The organism is Bradyrhizobium sp. USDA 4341, assembly GCF_054063755.1.
Genome location: NZ_JBSSGO010000002.1, coordinates 1,585,645 through 1,601,750 on the forward strand (window position 1 = coordinate 1,585,645; position 16,106 = coordinate 1,601,750).

Sequence of the window (16,106 nt, forward strand, 5' to 3'; positions counted from 1 at the left end):
TCACGCGCGCGTGGCGGCGGCCTGCTCGAAAACCTTGCCGCGGGTCTCCGGCAGCATCAGCACCGCGACCAGCACCAGCGAATAGGCGAACGCCGCGTCGATCCCGATCGCAGCACCAAGGCCGATGTGATCGCTGAGGTAGCCGACCAGGAAGGGAAACGCCGCGGAGACGATGCGGCCGAAATTGTAGCAGAAGCCGACGCCGGTCCCGCGCACGCCGGCCGGATAGAGCTCGCTGAACAGCGCCGCCATGCTGGCGGGAATGCCCGCCGAGAAAAAGCCCAGCGGAAAGCCGAGCACCAGCATCTGCGAATTGGACAGCGGCGCGAAGATGTAGACCAGCACCGTCACGACGCAGGCGGCGGCGAACAGCGTCACGTTGGCGCGCCGCCCGATCCGGTCGCTGATGATCCCCGACACCACGCAGCCGCAGAAGAAGGCGACGATGATTACGGCGAGATAGGCGCTGGAGCCGAGCACCGAGAGATGCCGCACCTCGCGCAGGAAGGTCGGCAGGAATGTCGTCAGCGCCGCATAGCCGCCATGGGCGCCGATGCCGAACAGGCCGCCGATCAAGGTCGAGCGCAGCACGTCGCGGTGAAAGATTCCGGCGAGCGTCGCGAAGAACGGCGGCTCGGCCTCGCGCGCTGCGGCGCGCGGCGGCTCCTTCAGCCCGCGGCGGATGTACAGGATCAGCAGCGCCGGGATCAGACCGACCGCGAACAGGATGCGCCAGGCGATATCGGCGGGCGCATAGGTGAAGACCAAAGCCGAGAGCAGCACGGCCGCGCCCCAGCCGACCGCCCAGGCGCTCTGCACGGCGCCGAGCGCCTTGCCGCGATGCTCGGCGCGAATGATCTCGGCCATCAGCACCGCGCCGCAGGCCCATTCGGCGCCGAAGCCGATGCCCTGGATCGCCTTCAGGACCACGAGCTGGCTGTAGTTCATCGCGAAGGCCGAGGCGAAGGTCGCGAGCGCGAAGGTCGCGACCGTGATCTGCAACGCCTGCACCCGGCCGAAACGGTCGCCGAGCGCGCCGCCAAGCCAGCCGCCGAACGCGCCGAAGAACAGCGTGACCGAGCCGAGCAACCCTGCATCGGCCTTGCTGATCCCGAAGGCTGTGATCAGCGCCGGAATGGCGAGGCTGAACATCTGGACGTCGAGCGCATCTAACCCCCAGCCGCCAAAACTTGCCCAGAAGGTGCGCCGCTCAAGCGGCGAGCATTCGCTGTACCAGTTTGCCATTTCTTCTCCCTGTGAATTCTTATGTTGTTGTGTTCGACTGCCGCGCTATCTGATCTCGGCGTGGTAGCGGAAGCGATCCGCCGGCCCGCGCGAGCGGCGCCATTCGATCGGCCGCCGCTCCAGATCGAAGGCCAGGCGCTCGATCACGATCAGCGGCGCGTTGGCCTCCAATCGCAGCAGGCGCGATTGCATCTCGGTCGCGATCTCGACGGTGAGGATTTCATCGGCGGAGACCACGACCTGGCCGCAGCGGTCCTCATAGAGCGGATACAGCAAGTCGCCGAACTCGGAGGTCGCGAGCGCGAGCAGCGCCTCGAAGCGCGACCTCTCGAGCCAGATCTCCTCGGCGAGCAGCGGCACGTCGTCGATCAGCCGCAGGCGCGACAGGCTGATGACGGGCTCGCCGACGCCGATGCGCAGCGCCGAGGCGACCGCCGAAGTCGCCGGCACCGCCTTGCGCCGCAGGATGCGGCTTTGCGGCACGCGGCGCTCGCCGCTCTCCGACTGGAAGCGGAAGAAGCGGAACAGCGACGAATTGAACCGCGCGCGGCGCACGAAGGTGCCGCGGCCCTGCTGGCGCTCCAGCACGCCGTCGCTGACGAGCTGATCGATCGCCTTTCGCACGGTGCCGATCGCGACGCCGTAATGCGCGCCGAGCTCGGCCTCCGAGGGGATCAGGTCCCCGGGACGCCATTCATTGCGATTGATGCGCGCCGCGAGGTCGTCGCGGAGACGCTGGTAGCGCGGCAGGCGGCCGTCGAGAGCTGAATTCATATAGTCATCTATATGAGTATATGATGCGACGTCAATCGCTACCTTATTACCTCAAATCTGGATGCTGTTGCCTACCCCAATTGCCAGACCGGCACCGGATGCTCGTAACCCCGCACCGGGATCTCGCCGCGCGACACCGCGTCCGGGCACGCGTCGCCGAGCGCCTCGCGCACCGCGGACGAGATCAGGAATTGCGAGCCGAGCTCCTTGTTGAGCGCCTCGAGCCGCGCGGCAAAATTCACGGTATCGCCGATCACGGTGTACTCCTTGCGCCGCGGCGAGCCGATATTGCCGGCCACGACCTCGCCGATATGGATGCCGATCCCGATGCGCAGCGGCCAGCTCGACGACGCATTGGTGCGCTCGTTGGCGGCCAGCATCTCGCGCGCGGCGGCGACTGCCTGATGCGCGGCGTCGCCGGCCTCGAACGGCGCACCGAACAGCGCGAGAAAGCCGTCGCCGAGAAACTTGTTCACGATGCCGCCATGGCGATCGAGGATATCGACCAGCACGGCAAAGGCGCCGTCGAGCCGGTCGACCACCTCCTGCGGCGAGCGCGAGCGCGCGCCCGCGGTGAAGCTGCGGAAATCGACGAACATCACGGCGACGCGGCGGATGTCGCTCGCGGTGGTGGCGCCCTCCGCCATCAGGCGTTCGACCACCTGCGGCGAGACGTGCTGGCCGAACAGATTGGTGATGCGGTCGCGTGCGGTGGCGGCGGCGATGCTGGCCGCGAACTGCCGCCGCAGTTGCAAGCCGACCGCGCCGGCGAGCACGCCGCAGATCAGGATGATCGTGCTGCGCGCGGCGTGATAATAGATGCCCTGATCGGCCGCGACGCCATCGGCCGCATGGAAGAACACCGCCATGTAGAACAGCTCGGTCGCCGCGACGAATCCGGTGAAGGTCGAGAGCCAGAAATCGAGCCGCAGCGTCGAGAGAATGATGAACACGAAATAGATCAGCGGAGCCACGAAGCCGAGCGCCTCCTGGCGGCCCATGCTGTCGATATGCAGCGCCAGCACGACGGTCGGCAGCGAGGTCTCGACCAGCACGCCGATGTAGCGCCGGATCACCGGCAGGTCGCGGCCGTTGCGCCTGTACCAGCTGATCGCACCATGCACCCAGATCTCGAACAGGATCAGCGGAACGGTGACATAGAAGATGTAGGCGGGGTCGAGGTTGCCGTGCCAGACCCGGCTGACCGCCTCGGGCGCGAACAAATACACCAGCAGGCTGATCGCCCCCAGCACGATGGCGGTGCCGATCAGCACCTTGATGCGGAGCAGCTCGGTGGTCATCACCTCGCGCATCAAAGCGTGGTTGAAATCGACGGATACGGTCGTGCCTGCCGCTGCGCTGTCACTATCCGAAGATTCCGCCATTTCCCCGCCCCGGTCATTCCGGGGCGCGAAGCGAACCCGGAATCTCGAGATTCCGGGCTCGCCCCGTCGAGGCGCCCCGGAATGACGATCAACAATCACTCGCATTCTGCCTCAATCGAGCGTGCGGCGGAAGCGCGTCACGGCAACGGTCATGGCGAACAGCATCAGGGCGACCAGCGCGATGGTGTCGTATTGCAGGTTCGGCATCCCGGCGCCCTTCAGCATGATGGCGCGGACGATGCGGACGAAATGGGTCAGCGGCAGCCCCTCGCCGATATATTGCGCCCAGACCGGCATGCCCGCGAACGGAAACATGAAGCCGGACAGCAGGATGCTCGGCAGGAAGAACATCATCGAGAGCTGCATCGCCTGCAGCTGGTTCTGCACGATGGTCGAGAAGGTGTAGCCGATCGACAGATTGGTGGTGATGAACAGCGTGGTGAGCAGCGCCAGCAGCGTCAGGCTGCCGAGCACCGGCACGCCGAACAGCAAGATACCGATGGCGATGATCAGCGTGGCCTGGATGAAGCCGACCAGCACATAGGGGATGATCTTGCCGAACATCACCTCGACCGGCTTGATCGGCATCGAGAGCAGGCTCTCCATGGTGCCGCGCTCGATCTCGCGCGTCACCGAGAGCGCGGTGAAGATCAGCATGGTCATGGTCAGGATGGTCCCGACCAGGCCGGGCACGATGTTGAGGCGCGAATCCGCCGCCGGGTTGTAGCGGGCATGGGCGCGGATCTCGAACGGCATGTCCGGAGGATCGCCGATGTGCAGATCGTGCGCCAGCGCCGATTGCACCAGCGGCCCGAGCGTACCGAGCGCCGAACCCGCCGCGGTGGGGTCAGTGGCATCGGCCGCGACCAGCAGCGCCGGCCGGTCGCCGCGCCGCACCGCGCGCTCGAAGCCGCGCGGGATCTCGACCCCGAACAGCACCTTGCCGGATTGCAACAACTCGTCGAACTCCTCGACGGTGTGGACCTCGCGGACGAAATGGAAATAGGCGGTGTTCTCCATCGCCTTCAGGATCGAACGCCCGAGATCGGTGTCCTCCTGGGTCAGCACGGCGGTCGGCAGATTGCGCGGCGTGGTGTTGATGGCGTAGCCGAACAGCGTGAGCTGCATCACCGGCAGCATGATGATCATGGCGAACGAGACGCGGTCGCGGCGGAGCTGGATGAATTCCTTGACCAGCATCGCATAGCTGCGCCGCCAGAAGCCGAACGCCGGCTCCCTCGCCTCGCCATTTCGGATCGTACCCGTCGCACTCATGGCGGTTATCCTTGGAAGTTGTCCTTGGAGCGCCCCATCAGATCGATGAAGACGTCTTCGAGCGACGGCTCGCTCGGCTGCCAGTGCCACTTCGAGTTGCCGCGGTAAGGCGCGATGGCAGCCTCGAGCGCCGCCGTGTCGCGGCCGGAGACGTGCAGGCTGGTGCCGAACGGCGCCACCATGTCGACGCCGGGCTTGCCTGACAGTTCGGCCATCAGTCCGTTGAAGTCTTCGCCCGTCACGGTCCAGGTGGACAGCGCGGAGGCCGCGATCACCTCATCCACCGTGCCGTGGGCCAGCAAGTGACCGTAGGCGATATAGGCGATCTCATGACAGCGTTCGGCCTCGTCCATGTAATGGGTCGAGACCAGCACCGTGAGGCCTTCGGCCGCGAGCGCGTGGATCTCGTTCCAGAAGTCGCGCCGCGCCTTCGGGTCGACGCCGGCGGTCGGTTCGTCCAGCAGCAGCAATTGCGGATTGGGCAGCGTGCAGGCGCCGAGCGCCAGCCGCTGCTTCCAGCCGCCGGAGAGATTGGCGGCGAGCTGCTCCTCGCGGCCCTTCAGCCCGATCCGCGCGATCATGTCGGCCGCGGCGCCGCGCGCGTCCGGCATGCCATAGAGCCGCGCGACGAACTCCAGATTCTCGCGCACCGACAGATCCTGGTAGAGGCTGAAGCGCTGCGTCATGTAGCCGACCTTGCGCTTGATCTTGTCGGCATCGCGCCGGATGTCGTAGCCGAGACAGGTGCCCTCGCCGCTATCGGGCGTCAACAGGCCGCACAGGATGCGGATGGTCGTGGTCTTGCCGCTGCCGTTGGGGCCGAGGAAGCCATAGATCGAGCCGCGCTTGACCTGCATCGACAGGTCATGGACCACCTCGCGCCCGCCAAACGATTTGGTCAGGCCCTTCACATCGATCGCGATGGACGATGCGTCGGGCCGCGCGCTGGTGGGGCCGCCGTTCATCTGCGGTCCGCCATTGGCGTTTTGGGGTTGAGGTAGATGCTGATCGGCTGGCCGACGCGCAGCACGTCGGGCCGGCTCGGCCGCGCCTGGATCAGGTAGACCAGCTTGTTGCGCTCATCGAGGCTGTAGATGACGGGCGGCGTGTACTCCGCCGTGGTGGCGATGAAATAGATCTTGGCGGTCAGGTCGGCCGCGCAATTGTCGCAGGTCACCCTCACCTCGTCGCCGAGCGCAAGCTTCGGCAGCTCGGTCTCCGGCACGAAGAAGCGCAGCTTCATGTTGCCGGGCGGCATGATCGACAGCACCGGCCGCTGCGCCTGCACCATCTCGCCCTCGCGGAAATAGATCTGCTGGATCGCGCCCGCGATCGGCGCAAAGCCCCTGCGGCGGTCGAGCCGCGTCTGCGAGGTGACGACGCGCGCCTCCGCGACGCGCAGCGCCGAGACGGCGGAATCCAGATTGGCCTGGGTGCCGGCGCCGGTGCCGCGCAGCGACGCCGCGCGGTCATAGCTCTGCTGCGCGTTGGCCAGGGTCGCGTTGTTCTGGTTGAGATCGGCGCGCTGCAGATCGTCGTCGACCGAATAGAGCTGATCGCCGGGCTTGACCTCGTCGCCCTCGCGCACGTTGAGCTTGATGACGCGGCCGGATTCATCGGGGCTGACGAAGATCATGTCGGCCTCGACCCAGCCCTGGAAGCCGGGGTCCCGCTTCTCCTTGCATCCGGCGAGCGCCGCCGCCAGCGCGACGACCGTCATCAGCTTCATCATGCGCGACGCGGTCATGTCTTCCTCCGTTCGCCGAAGATCAGATCGAGATGCACCTTGAACATCGCGAGCCCGTCGAGCGGCGCGTGCCGGGCAAACAGGCTCTGCCAGATCACCGCGACGATCGCGGGCGCGACGACCAGCTGCGGAAAATCTCCGAGCTCCCGCTGCCTGATCTCGCCGCGCGTGATCGCGAGCTGGACCAGCGCCTTCATGCCGGTCAGGCCCTTCGACACCACCTCGCGGAAATAGAAATCGGCGATCGCCGGGAAGCGCGGCCCTTCGGCGACGATCAGGCGGATGATGTCGCCGCGCCGGGTCGCCACGATCTCGCGCATGAAGGTCTCGGCAAATCCCTCCACCGCGTCGCGCACGGGACCGGTGATGGTGGGCAGCGCGGTCAAGCGGCCGATCAGCGGCACCAGTGCGGTGCGGATCAGCTCCTCGAACATCGTTTCCTTGTCCTTGAAGTAGAGATAGAGCGTGCCCTTGGCGACGCCCGCGCGCTTGGCGACGTCGTCGAGCCGCGTCGCGGCAAAGCCGCGTGCGATGAACTCGTCCATCGCCGCCTCGATGATCGCCGCGCGCCGCTCCGCCGACTTCCCGGCGCGGCTCGCAGCCGGCTTCGCCTCAGGCAAGGGTGCCGAGGCCACCTTCGGGATCCTCGCCGCGGCAGGGCGGATCGTGGTCCGGCGCTTGGCAGGCTGGGTGCGGGTCGTCTTTTCGGTGCGCTTTGTCATGGCCACAATATGACTGACTGGTCAGTCATTGTCAATTCGATCAGGGAAGACGCGCGGCGACACCAACTGTTCCTGTTGTGAGTTCGATCCTGGGATGCGGGCATACGACCGCGCCATCGCGGCCTAAACGCCCGAGCATGCTGGGTATTTTTCGCCCGTCCGGCGATCAGAGGGCGCAGGGAAAGCCGGGCGCCGATCGCACCCATGAAAAGCCGAATGATTAAATTGCCGGTTCGTAGGATGGGTAGAGCGCAGCGAAACCCATCAACTTTCTTCCGCGTGGCGAGATGATGGGTTTCGCTGCGCTCTACCCATCCTACTCGCCCCTGATTCGGAAAGAGTTGGCCCGACTACGTATGAAACTTCAGCCCATCGAGGATCTTGTCGACCACCTTGCGCTCGGCGCGAAAGGCGAGGCCGACGAGGTTGAGATCACTTCGCGCCACCGCCTTCACCACCTCGCGGTTGGCGGCGTCATGCGTGGTCCTGAACATGTCCTCGGTGTAGAGCGCCGGCCGCACGTCGCGCGCCAGCGCGCGATCCAGCGCGCGCGACAACTGTGCACGGTCGGCGCCATAGATCAGGATCGGCTGGCCGATCAGGGAGAGATATCCGGTCCCCGAGCCGTCCTCGTAGTTCTCGCCGATGCATTCTGGAAAGGAAGCGGCGATGCCACCGGCGAGAAACGACGCCACGTTGAGCTTCTGCCAGACTTCCAGGTCGGTGCGGATCACGACCGCGATCTTGGTGTCGAACTGCATGGCGGGAGTTTAGCGGCGGAGCTGTGGCCGGGCCAGCCCTGGCGGCGCAAGGCACGCTAGCATATTGGTGACAGCGCGTAGCCCGGATGAGCGAAGCGATATCCGGGGCGGTCGAACCCGCATATCGCTTCGCTCATGCGGGCTACGAGAGCCGAGTTGTTGTTTCCGAATGTCGCAAGCCCTCACGCGGCCTCGCGAACGGACCGCTTACCCTTTGGCGTCGCAGGCCCAGGCGCGGATCACGCATTCCTTGCCGCCATAGTCGTAGCACTTCTTGGTCGCGGCATTGAGCGAGCTCGAGATCTTCGGCGCCACCGCGTAGCCATGCGCGCCGCAGGGATTCTTCATGTCGATCGCAAGCGCGGCGCAGGCGCGTTTCATTGTCACCGTGGTGCAATCGCCCTTGCACTGCTTCAGCGCCGCGGCGCGCGCCGCGCCTTCCGCCGGATAGTCGTAGGCCTGGCCATACGCCCCGCATTTGCCGACCGCGAACGCGCCGGCGGCGTGCGCCTTGGGGACGAAGGTTTCCACGGAGAAACGCGTGGCACCGAGCAGCAATGTCAGGACGAGAATCGTCAGCGCGCGGCGCCGCGCGGCGGCGGTCGAAATGATCAAGCGGAAATCCCCCAAAGTCCGGCGCGGACTGTACAAAGGGGTCGTTTCCAGATGGTGAATGACGGGTTGCGACGAGTTCTATCCGCTCGTCGTCCCGGCGAAGGCCGGGACCCATTACCACCGCCTTGTGTGATCGAATTCGCTGGGGCCCCCAGCGTCGCACAACAAGTGCATCCTGTGGTTATGGGTCCCGGCTCGCGCTTCGCTTGGCCGGGACGACGGTGGATGGAGCTACCCGCGCCTTGCCGCTTCCAGCGCCTGCGGCGTGTCGATGTCGAGGAAGGCGCTGTTGCCTTCGACCGGGACCTCGGCGACCACCTCGGAATGCTTGGTGATCAGATGACGCGCGCCGATGTCGCCGTCGAGCGTCATCAATTCCTTGAAGAAACGCCGCGACCACAAGACCGGATTGCCGCGGCGGCCCTCGCTGACCGGGATCGCGATCAGATGGCCGCGGTCGGGCGCAAAGTTTTCGATCAGGCGATCGATCAGCTTCGCATCGATCAGCGGCATGTCGCCGAGGCAGACCACCGCGCCGTCGGCGCTGTCGGAGACCGCCGAGATGCCCGCCTTCACCGAGCTGGCGAGACCGCCGGCGAAATCCGGGTTGCGGACGAACTTGACCTTGAGTCCATCAAGCGCCTGCTCGACCAGATCGGCCTGGTGCCCGGTGACGACGATCACCTCCGAAGCCTTCGAGGCCAGCGCCTGCTCGGCGACGATCCGCGCGAGCTTCTTGCCGTCGAGCTCGGCGAGCAGCTTGTTCGGGCCGCCCATCCGGGTCGAACGGCCGGCGGCGAGCACGATCGCCGCGACGTTGCGGTTGCCTTCGGTGTCGGGAACGGTGCGCGGCTGCGGCCGCGTCACAATCTCCATCAACAGGCCGCCGACGCCCATGCCGGTGAGATCCGACCGCGTCACCTTGATGCCGGCGAGCAGCCGCATCAGCACCCAGTCAAAACCGTTCTCGACCGGCGAGCGCGCGCAGCCCGGCGCGCCCAGCACCGGCACGCCGCCGGCGCTGCCGATCAGGAGCAGATTGCCGGGATCGACCGGCATGCCGAAATGCTCGATCGCGCCGCCGATCTCTGTGATCGCAGCCGGGATGACGTCGCGGCGGTCGGCGATCGCCGACGCCCCGAACACGATGACGAGCTCGGCGCCCAGGCCGAGCAATTCCTTGATCGAGGCGGCGAGCACGGTCTCGTCATGCGGCACCCGGCGCTCGGCGATGATGGTGGCGCCGGCCGGCGCGAGCCGTTCGGCGGTGACGCGCAGCGTCTTGTCGATCACTTTCGGCGCGAGGCCCGGCAGCAGCGTCGAGACCACGCCGACCTTCCGGATCACGTAAGGCGCGATCCGCAGCGTACCCTTGCCGGCGACGGCGACGGCCGCATCGCGCAGCCGGCCCTCGACGCCGAACGGGATCAGCTTGACGGTCGCGATCATCTCGCCTTCGACCACCGGCTTGAACGCTGAGAGCGTTGCAAAGGTGATGGCCTCGTCGACGCCGTTGATGCGATCAACCGCGGCGCGATCGACCACCAGCACGCCGGGGCGCGCCGCGAACAGATTGGCGCGGCCGGTGAAGGCGCGCTCAACATTGACGCCCTCGCCCGCCACCGCCTGCGCAATGCTGGCGGCCGCGACGTCTTCGGAGACATCGCCCTCCTCCAGCCGCACCACGACGACGTCCTTGACGCCGGCTTTGGTCAGCGCCTCGACCTCATCAGGGCCGATCGTGGTGCCCTTCTTGAGCACCAGCGTACCCTGGCGGAGCGTATGCACGGTGACGCCGCCAATCGCGTCGGCCGGACTGGCGGGACCGAACTTCATGCCGCTTCTTCTTTTTCTTTGGGAGGCAAACGCAGCTGCGCGGTGATCTCGGCCATGATCGCGACCGCGATCTCCGACGGCGACACCGCGCCGATGTCGAGGCCGATCGGCGCGTGGATGCGCGCGATGTCGCTGTCCTTGGCGCCCTGCGCGCGCAGCCGATCGGCGCGCTTGGCGTGGGTCTTCCGCGAGCCGAGGGCGCCGATGTAGAAGCAGTCGCGGTCGAAGGCGTGCAGCAGCGCCGGATCGTCGATCTTGGGATCGTGCGTCACCGCGACGAACGCGGTGTAGTGATCGACATTGAGCGGCGGCAGCGCGACGTCGGGCCATTCGGCGACCAGCGGCACGTCCGGGAAACGCTCGGGGCTTGCAAACGCGGTGCGCGGATCGACCACGGTCACGTCATAGTCGAGCGAGCGCGCCAGCGGCGCCAAGGCCTGGCTGATATGGACAGCGCCGATGATCACGAGCTTTGCGGTCGGCGCGTAGACGTTGAGGAACAGCTTCTTGTCCGCGACCTCGACATTGCCGCTCTTGCCCATCCTGAGCTGCTTGGCAAGCTCGGCGCGCAGTGGATCGGCGGCGATGTCTTTCGCCTTGACCAGGCGCTGCTCGCCATTCGCAGTGTCGGTGACAATGATGACCGGACGGCGCGCGGCGCGCTCGGCGTTCAGCTCTTTGAGGATCTCGAGTTTCACGACAAGTGCCCCGTTTCCGAAGTTCGTACCTCTCTCGCGGCGCCCTCTCGTACGAACTTCGGAAACAAGAGGGGCACTTGCAACTTGACGATTTTAGTGCCGCTTATCGATTTGAAGTTCCAGAAACGCACGCGCGGCATGCACTACAGGAACTTCAAATCGGCGGCACTACCCGACCTTCTCGACGAACACGCGGATAGTGCCCCCGCAGGACAGGCCGACATTCCAGGCCGCCTCGTCGGCGACGCCGAATTCGAGCATTTTGGGCTGGCCGCTCGCGATCACGTCGAGCGCTTCCGTTACCACTGCGCCCTCGACGCAGCCGCCGGAGACCGAGCCCAGGAACGTGCCGTCGTCATTGATGACGAGGCTCGAGCCGGCCGGGCGCGGCGCCGAGCCCCAGGTCTCGACTACGGTGGCGAGCGCCACGCCATGGCCCTGCTTCTGCCAGGTCTCGGCGGCCTGAAGGATGTCTTCGTCGCGGTTCAGCATGGTGGCCTCCTGCTATCGGGTCAGGCTTCTTAGGCTACAGAACGGATCAGGCTGCGGTGGTGCGCCGGCGGCGGGGATGACAGCGCCCCGATCAAGCCCTTGATAGACGTCAAGTTATGCACCGGGCGAAATTCGTCAACGTGGGGCAGCATCATTTTGATGCCCTGGGCCTTGGCCTCGAAGCCGGAATAGCGCAGCAGCGGGTTGAGCCAGATCAGGCGGCGGCAGGAGCGGTGCAATCGGTCCATCTCGAAGGCCAGTTTGGCATCGGCCTCGCGTTCTAGTCCATCGGATATAAGGAGGACGATCGCGCCCTGCCCGAGCACCCGGCGGGCCCAGAGCTGGTTGAAGGTATGCAGCGAGGTCGCGATCCGCGTCCCGCCGGCCCAGTCCTCGACCGAGGACGTGCAGCTCGCCAGTGCCTCGTCGGGGTCGCGCGCCCGTAACGCGCGCGTCACATTGGTCAGGCGGGTGCCGAACAGGAACACCGAGACCCGCTTGCGGTAGTCGGTGATGGCGTGCAGGAAGTGCAGGAACAGGCGGGTGTATTCACTCATCGAGCCGGAGATATCGAGCAGCGCCACGATCGGCGCCGGCTTCTCGATCCGGCCGAGCTTCCTGATATCGATGATCTCGCCGCCGGTGCGCAGCGAGTTGCGCACGGTGCGGCGCATGTCGAGCCGCAAGCCCCGCGCATCCGGCTGGTAGCGGCGGGTCACCAGCTCGGCCTGCGGCAGCCGCATCCTGGCGATCTCGCGCGTCACCTCGGCGATCTCGGCCGCGGTCATCTGCGCAAAATCCTTCTTCTGCAGCACCTCCTTGTCGGAGACCGAGAGCTTCAGCTCCTGCTCCTGGGCCTGCGGCCGCTCCTCGCTCTTCGCCGGCTGCGCCATCGCCTCCTGGACGCGGCGCGAGGCCGGCGGCGGCTTCTTCCTGGCGTGGTCGGGCAGCGGGACGGAATCCAGCATGCTCTTCCACTCCTCGGCGGCGCGGAAGAACAGCTCGAAGGCCTGGCGGAAGATCAGCGCATGCTCATGGCGCTTGACGAAGATCGCCTCCAGCGTGGCGTAGAAGTCGGAGCGATGCCCGACCTCGATCAGCTGCAGCGCATCGAGCGCATCGATCACCGAGCCCGGCCCGACGGGAAGCCCGGCCGCCCGCAGCGCGCGGGCAAAGCCGATCACGTTGTCGGCCATGTGGCCCGTCGGAGGCGCGAGGTGGTTGATGGCCATAGGTCTATCCACTCCCGTCACTCCGGGGCTCGCGAAGCGAGAGCCCGGAATCCATAACCACGATCGTGAGTATGGATTCCGGGCTCGCGCCGTCCAAGTCGGCTGTTGCCGATTTGGACACTTAAGTCTGCCGAACTCGGGTAAGCCCGAGTTCGGACGGCGCATCCCGGAATGACGAACTTGTTGTGACGCGCGAGCCTTACGTCTCGCTCGTCGCTTCCTTCAATGTCTTCTGCAACGCATCGCCCTGCATCCGCGCGATGTCGTCCTGGTACTTCAAGAGTGCGCCCAGCGTGTCGCCGACCACCTGCGGCGTCAGCGAGCGCGCGTCGAGCTCGGACAGCGCGGTGGCCCAGTCGATGGTCTCGGCGACGCCCGGCGACTTGTAGAAATCCTGGTTGCGCAGCGCCTGCACGAAGCGGACGACCTGCTGCGACAGCTTCGCGGAAATGTTCGGCACCCGCGACTTGACGATCGCGAGCTCGCGGTCGGCTGTGGGATAATCCACCCAGTGATAGAGGCAGCGCCGCTTCAGCGCGTCGTGGATCTCGCGGGTGCGGTTCGAGGTGATGATGACGATCGGCGGCGCCGGCGCCTTCACGGTGCCGAGCTCGGGGATGGTGACCTGGAAGTCGCTGAGGATTTCCAGCAGATACGCCTCGAACGCCTCGTCGGCGCGGTCGAGCTCGTCGATCAGCAGCACCGGGGGGCCAGCGACGTCGGGCTCGAGCGCCTGCAGCAGCGGCCGCTTGATCAGGAAGCGCTCGGCGAAAATGTCGCTCGCGAGCTGGTCGCGATCGGTATCGCCGGAGGCTTCCGCCAACCGGATCGCGATCATCTGCGCGGCGCTGCTCCACTCATAGACGGCGGAGGCGACGTCGAGGCCTTCATAGCATTGCAGGCGGATCAGCTTGCGCCCGAGCGCCGCCGACAAGACCTTTGCGATCTCGGTCTTGCCGACGCCCGCCTCGCCTTCCAGGAACAGCGGGCGGCCCATGCGCAGCGCGAGATAGGTCACGGTCGCGAGCGACCGCTCGGCGAGATAGCCGCGCGATGTCAGCAGCTCCTCGAGCGCATCGACGGAAGTGGGTAACGCCGGTGCACTCATGGAACAGCCAGTCTTCGAACAGGGGTTAGCAAAATCACGCCGTGGATTTGGTTCGTGGAACTAGACCTTGGGATCCAGCTCTTGGGATCTAGTCCCTTGGATCTAGTCCTTGGCGTTGGCGGCTTCCACCGCCCTGCGCGCCAAAACGCCGATCAGATGGGCGCGGTATTCGGCACTGCCGTGCAGGTCGCTGTTCAGCCCATCGGCCGCAACCGCGATGCCGTCGAGCACCTTGTGCGAGAAGCGCTTCTTCAGGGCCTCCTCGAACGCGGTGACGCGGAACACGCCGTCGGAGCCCGCACCGGTGACCGCGACGCGCACATCGGACGGACGCTTGGCCACGAACACGCCGACCAACGCATAACGCGAGGCCTGGTTGCGAAACTTCACATAGGCCGCCTTCTTCGGCAGCGGGAACATCACCTTGGTGATGATCTCGTCGGCCTCGAGCGCAGTCGTGAACAGGCCCTGGAAATACTCCTCGGCCTTGAGGCGGCGCTTGTTGGTGACGATGGTCGCACCCAGCGCCAGCACCGCTGCCGGATAGTCGGCGGTCGGGTCGTTGTTGGCGAGCGAGCCGCCGATGGTGCCGCGATGGCGCACGGCAGGATCGCCGATCATGCCGGCAAGCTCGGCCAGCGCCGGGATCGCCTCGCCCACGACCGCGGAGTTCGCGACCTCAGCGTGCTTGGCGGTGGCGCCGATCACCAGCGAGCGGCCCTTCATCTCGATCGTGTCGAGACCTTCGATATGGGAGAGGTCGACCAGATGCGGCGGGCTCGCGAGCCGCTGCTTCATGACCGGCACCAGCGTGTGACCGCCGGCGATCAGCTTGGCGTCCTCGTTCTTCACCAGGAGGTTGGCGGCCTGCCGCACGGTCCCGGGACGATGATATTTGAATTCGTACATTGGAATGTCCTGATCGCTTGTCGCGACGAATTGCTGATTAGGCGAGGTCCGATTTGGCCATCGCCTTGGCGCCGGCGGCGATCGAAGCAACGATGTTCTGGTAGCCGGTGCAGCGGCACAGATTGCCTTCCAGCTCTTCGCGGATCACCTCGTCGGAGAGGTCGTAGCCCTTGCGATGGACCAGGTCGACCGCGGTCATGATCATGCCCGGCGTGCAGAAGCCGCACTGCAGGCCGTGATGCTCGCGGAAGGCCTCCTGCATCGGATGCAGCGGCGCACCATCGGCCGCCAGCCCCTCGATGGTCTTGACCTCATGACCGTCAGCCATCACCGCAAGCGTCGTGCAGGACTTCACCGCCTTGCCGTCCAGATGCACGACGCAGGCGCCGCACTGCGAGGTGTCGCAGCCGACATGGGTACCTGTCAGCCGCAGGTTTTCGCGCAGAAACTGGACCAGAAGGGTACGGGGGTCGACATTCGCGTTAACGGGATTGCCGTTCACGATCATTGAAATCTTGGCCATCAGCACTCTCTTATCTGCGCCACCGCATATCGGCGAAGCAGGCGGTTTAAAATCATTCCAGACGGCATAATATGGGCGCGCCCCGCGATGGGCAACCTTTCGAGCCACCCACCCAGGACATAACGGCAAGGCACGGCGGGGCCTGAATAAGCCGGCCCGCCTGCGGGGTTAACCCTGCACCGCTTTGGCGAAATTTGCAAAAAATTCGTCCGCCAGCTTCTTGGCGGCGCCGTTGATCAAGCGCTGGCCGAGCTGGGCGAGCTTGCCCCCGATCTGCGCCTCTACGTTGTAGCTCAGCAGCGTGCCGCCATCCTTGTCGGCGAGGCCGACGGTGGCGCCGCCCTTGGCGAAGCCGGCAACCCCGCCCTCGCCTTCGCCTGAGATCTTGTAGCCGTTCGGCGGATCGAGATCGCTCAAGGTGACCTTGCCCTTGAAGCGGGCGGAGACCGGGCCGACCTTCATCTTCGCGGTGGCGCGGAAGCCGCCCTCGTCGGTCTTCTCGAGCTCTTCGCAGCCGGGAATGCAGGCCTTCAGCACTTCGGGATCGTTGAGCTTGTCCCACACAGCCTGGCGCGGCGCTGCAAGCTGGACTTCGCCGGTCATTGTCATGGCCATGGGGGGACCTCCTCGATCGCTAGAACCTTTGCCCCCAAGTAAAGCAGCCGGGGCGCAAAGGAAAGGGCACCTTCGGAGGATGAGCGATGCATATTCGCACCGCAGCAAGACGCGTCCGCTGTTCACAAAATCGCGCAATCGGCGCTGCCGAAATTGGCGCCAGCGGCAG

Annotated in this window: 17 protein-coding genes; all 17 read right to left on the bottom strand. The window is 65.9% G+C overall.

Annotated features, from left to right (window positions below; translation table 11 throughout):
- On the bottom strand, positions 1–1,245 hold the full coding sequence (locus tag ACVIGB_RS13520) for an MFS transporter (protein ID WP_456722317.1): 1,245 nt from the start codon (positions 1,243–1,245) through the stop codon (positions 1–3).
- Between the two features lie 45 nt (positions 1,246–1,290).
- Complete coding sequence (locus ACVIGB_RS13525) at positions 1,291–2,019, bottom strand: GntR family transcriptional regulator (protein ID WP_456722316.1); 729 nt, start codon at positions 2,017–2,019, stop codon at positions 1,291–1,293.
- Positions 2,020–2,090: 71 nt separating this feature from the next.
- Positions 2,091–3,404, bottom strand: a complete 1,314-nt coding sequence (locus ACVIGB_RS13530) for an adenylate/guanylate cyclase domain-containing protein (RefSeq protein WP_456722315.1) — start codon at positions 3,402–3,404, stop codon at positions 2,091–2,093.
- Between the two features lie 111 nt (positions 3,405–3,515).
- Positions 3,516–4,679, bottom strand: coding sequence for an ABC transporter permease (locus tag ACVIGB_RS13535; protein ID WP_456722314.1), 1,164 nt, complete (start codon positions 4,677–4,679; stop codon positions 3,516–3,518).
- Between the two features lie 5 nt (positions 4,680–4,684).
- A complete protein-coding gene (locus ACVIGB_RS13540) occupies positions 4,685–5,644 on the bottom strand; it encodes an ABC transporter ATP-binding protein (RefSeq protein WP_456722313.1) in 960 nt (319 codons plus the stop codon).
- The gene (locus tag ACVIGB_RS13545; protein ID WP_456722312.1) at positions 5,641–6,426 is read right to left on the bottom strand and encodes an HlyD family secretion protein; all 786 of its coding nucleotides are present in this window, start codon (positions 6,424–6,426) and stop codon (positions 5,641–5,643) included. Before ACVIGB_RS13545 ends, ACVIGB_RS13540 begins: the two co-directional genes overlap by 4 nt.
- Positions 6,423–7,148: a TetR/AcrR family transcriptional regulator gene (locus ACVIGB_RS13550; protein ID WP_456722311.1), complete on the bottom strand. Its 726-nt coding sequence runs from the start codon at positions 7,146–7,148 to the stop codon at positions 6,423–6,425. The genes ACVIGB_RS13545 and ACVIGB_RS13550 overlap by 4 nt, the downstream gene beginning before the upstream one ends.
- Before the next feature lie 350 nt (positions 7,149–7,498).
- Positions 7,499–7,909 carry a DUF2000 family protein gene (locus ACVIGB_RS13555; protein WP_092115259.1) on the bottom strand — a complete coding sequence of 137 codons (411 nt, stop codon included), beginning with the start codon at positions 7,907–7,909 and terminating at the stop codon, positions 7,499–7,501.
- A gap of 207 nt (positions 7,910–8,116) precedes the next feature.
- Positions 8,117–8,521 carry a DUF4189 domain-containing protein gene (locus ACVIGB_RS13560; protein ID WP_456725184.1) on the bottom strand — a complete coding sequence of 135 codons (405 nt, stop codon included), beginning with the start codon at positions 8,519–8,521 and terminating at the stop codon, positions 8,117–8,119.
- Between the two features lie 234 nt (positions 8,522–8,755).
- Positions 8,756–10,360, bottom strand: a complete 1,605-nt coding sequence (locus tag ACVIGB_RS13565) for an NTP transferase domain-containing protein (protein WP_456722310.1) — start codon at positions 10,358–10,360, stop codon at positions 8,756–8,758.
- Positions 10,357–11,058 (bottom strand): XdhC family protein, encoded by a 702-nt coding sequence (locus tag ACVIGB_RS13570; RefSeq protein ID WP_456722309.1) that lies wholly within the window; start codon positions 11,056–11,058, stop codon positions 10,357–10,359. Before ACVIGB_RS13570 ends, ACVIGB_RS13565 begins: the two co-directional genes overlap by 4 nt.
- A gap of 168 nt (positions 11,059–11,226) precedes the next feature.
- Positions 11,227–11,550 carry an XdhC family protein gene (locus ACVIGB_RS13575; RefSeq protein WP_456722308.1) on the bottom strand — a complete coding sequence of 108 codons (324 nt, stop codon included), beginning with the start codon at positions 11,548–11,550 and terminating at the stop codon, positions 11,227–11,229.
- Positions 11,551–11,579: 29 nt separating this feature from the next.
- Positions 11,580–12,782, bottom strand: coding sequence for a vWA domain-containing protein (locus ACVIGB_RS13580; protein WP_171947635.1), 1,203 nt, complete (start codon positions 12,780–12,782; stop codon positions 11,580–11,582).
- Between the two features lie 199 nt (positions 12,783–12,981).
- Positions 12,982–13,890 carry an AAA family ATPase gene (locus ACVIGB_RS13585; protein WP_092115264.1) on the bottom strand — a complete coding sequence of 303 codons (909 nt, stop codon included), beginning with the start codon at positions 13,888–13,890 and terminating at the stop codon, positions 12,982–12,984.
- A 102-nt stretch (positions 13,891–13,992) separates the two neighbouring features.
- Positions 13,993–14,799 (bottom strand): FAD binding domain-containing protein, encoded by an 807-nt coding sequence (locus ACVIGB_RS13590; protein WP_092115265.1) that lies wholly within the window; start codon positions 14,797–14,799, stop codon positions 13,993–13,995.
- A gap of 37 nt (positions 14,800–14,836) precedes the next feature.
- Complete coding sequence (locus ACVIGB_RS13595; protein ID WP_456722307.1) at positions 14,837–15,322, bottom strand: (2Fe-2S)-binding protein; 486 nt, start codon at positions 15,320–15,322, stop codon at positions 14,837–14,839.
- A 168-nt stretch (positions 15,323–15,490) separates the two neighbouring features.
- On the bottom strand, positions 15,491–15,937 hold the full coding sequence (locus ACVIGB_RS13600; protein WP_016840413.1) for an SRPBCC family protein: 447 nt from the start codon (positions 15,935–15,937) through the stop codon (positions 15,491–15,493).
- Positions 15,938–16,106: the final 169 nt, after the last annotated feature.

Excerpts from the sequence above, each read along its gene's own strand:
- ACVIGB_RS13525 (WP_456722316.1), bottom strand. The coding sequence starts at position 2,019 with ATGAATTCAGCTCTCGACGGCCGCCTGCCGCGCTACCAGCGTCTCCGC.
- ACVIGB_RS13590 (WP_092115265.1), bottom strand. The coding sequence starts at position 14,799 with ATGTACGAATTCAAATATCATCGTCCCGGGACCGTGCGGCAGGCCGCC.
- ACVIGB_RS13600 (WP_016840413.1), bottom strand. The coding sequence starts at position 15,937 with ATGGCCATGACAATGACCGGCGAAGTCCAGCTTGCAGCGCCGCGCCAG.
- ACVIGB_RS13595 (WP_456722307.1), bottom strand. The coding sequence starts at position 15,322 with ATGGCCAAGATTTCAATGATCGTGAACGGCAATCCCGTTAACGCGAAT.
- ACVIGB_RS13545 (WP_456722312.1), bottom strand. The coding sequence starts at position 6,426 with ATGACCGCGTCGCGCATGATGAAGCTGATGACGGTCGTCGCGCTGGCG.
- ACVIGB_RS13580 (WP_171947635.1), bottom strand. The coding sequence starts at position 12,782 with ATGGCCATCAACCACCTCGCGCCTCCGACGGGCCACATGGCCGACAAC.
- ACVIGB_RS13565 (WP_456722310.1), bottom strand. The coding sequence starts at position 10,360 with ATGAAGTTCGGTCCCGCCAGTCCGGCCGACGCGATTGGCGGCGTCACC.
- ACVIGB_RS13585 (WP_092115264.1), bottom strand. The coding sequence starts at position 13,890 with ATGAGTGCACCGGCGTTACCCACTTCCGTCGATGCGCTCGAGGAGCTG.
- ACVIGB_RS13550 (WP_456722311.1), bottom strand. The coding sequence starts at position 7,148 with ATGACAAAGCGCACCGAAAAGACGACCCGCACCCAGCCTGCCAAGCGC.
- ACVIGB_RS13535 (WP_456722314.1), bottom strand. The coding sequence starts at position 4,679 with ATGAGTGCGACGGGTACGATCCGAAATGGCGAGGCGAGGGAGCCGGCG.
- ACVIGB_RS13540 (WP_456722313.1), bottom strand. The coding sequence starts at position 5,644 with ATGAACGGCGGCCCCACCAGCGCGCGGCCCGACGCATCGTCCATCGCG.
- ACVIGB_RS13555 (WP_092115259.1), bottom strand. The coding sequence starts at position 7,909 with ATGCAGTTCGACACCAAGATCGCGGTCGTGATCCGCACCGACCTGGAA.
- ACVIGB_RS13530 (WP_456722315.1), bottom strand. The coding sequence starts at position 3,404 with ATGGCGGAATCTTCGGATAGTGACAGCGCAGCGGCAGGCACGACCGTA.
- ACVIGB_RS13575 (WP_456722308.1), bottom strand. The coding sequence starts at position 11,550 with ATGCTGAACCGCGACGAAGACATCCTTCAGGCCGCCGAGACCTGGCAG.
- ACVIGB_RS13520 (WP_456722317.1), bottom strand. The coding sequence starts at position 1,245 with ATGGCAAACTGGTACAGCGAATGCTCGCCGCTTGAGCGGCGCACCTTC.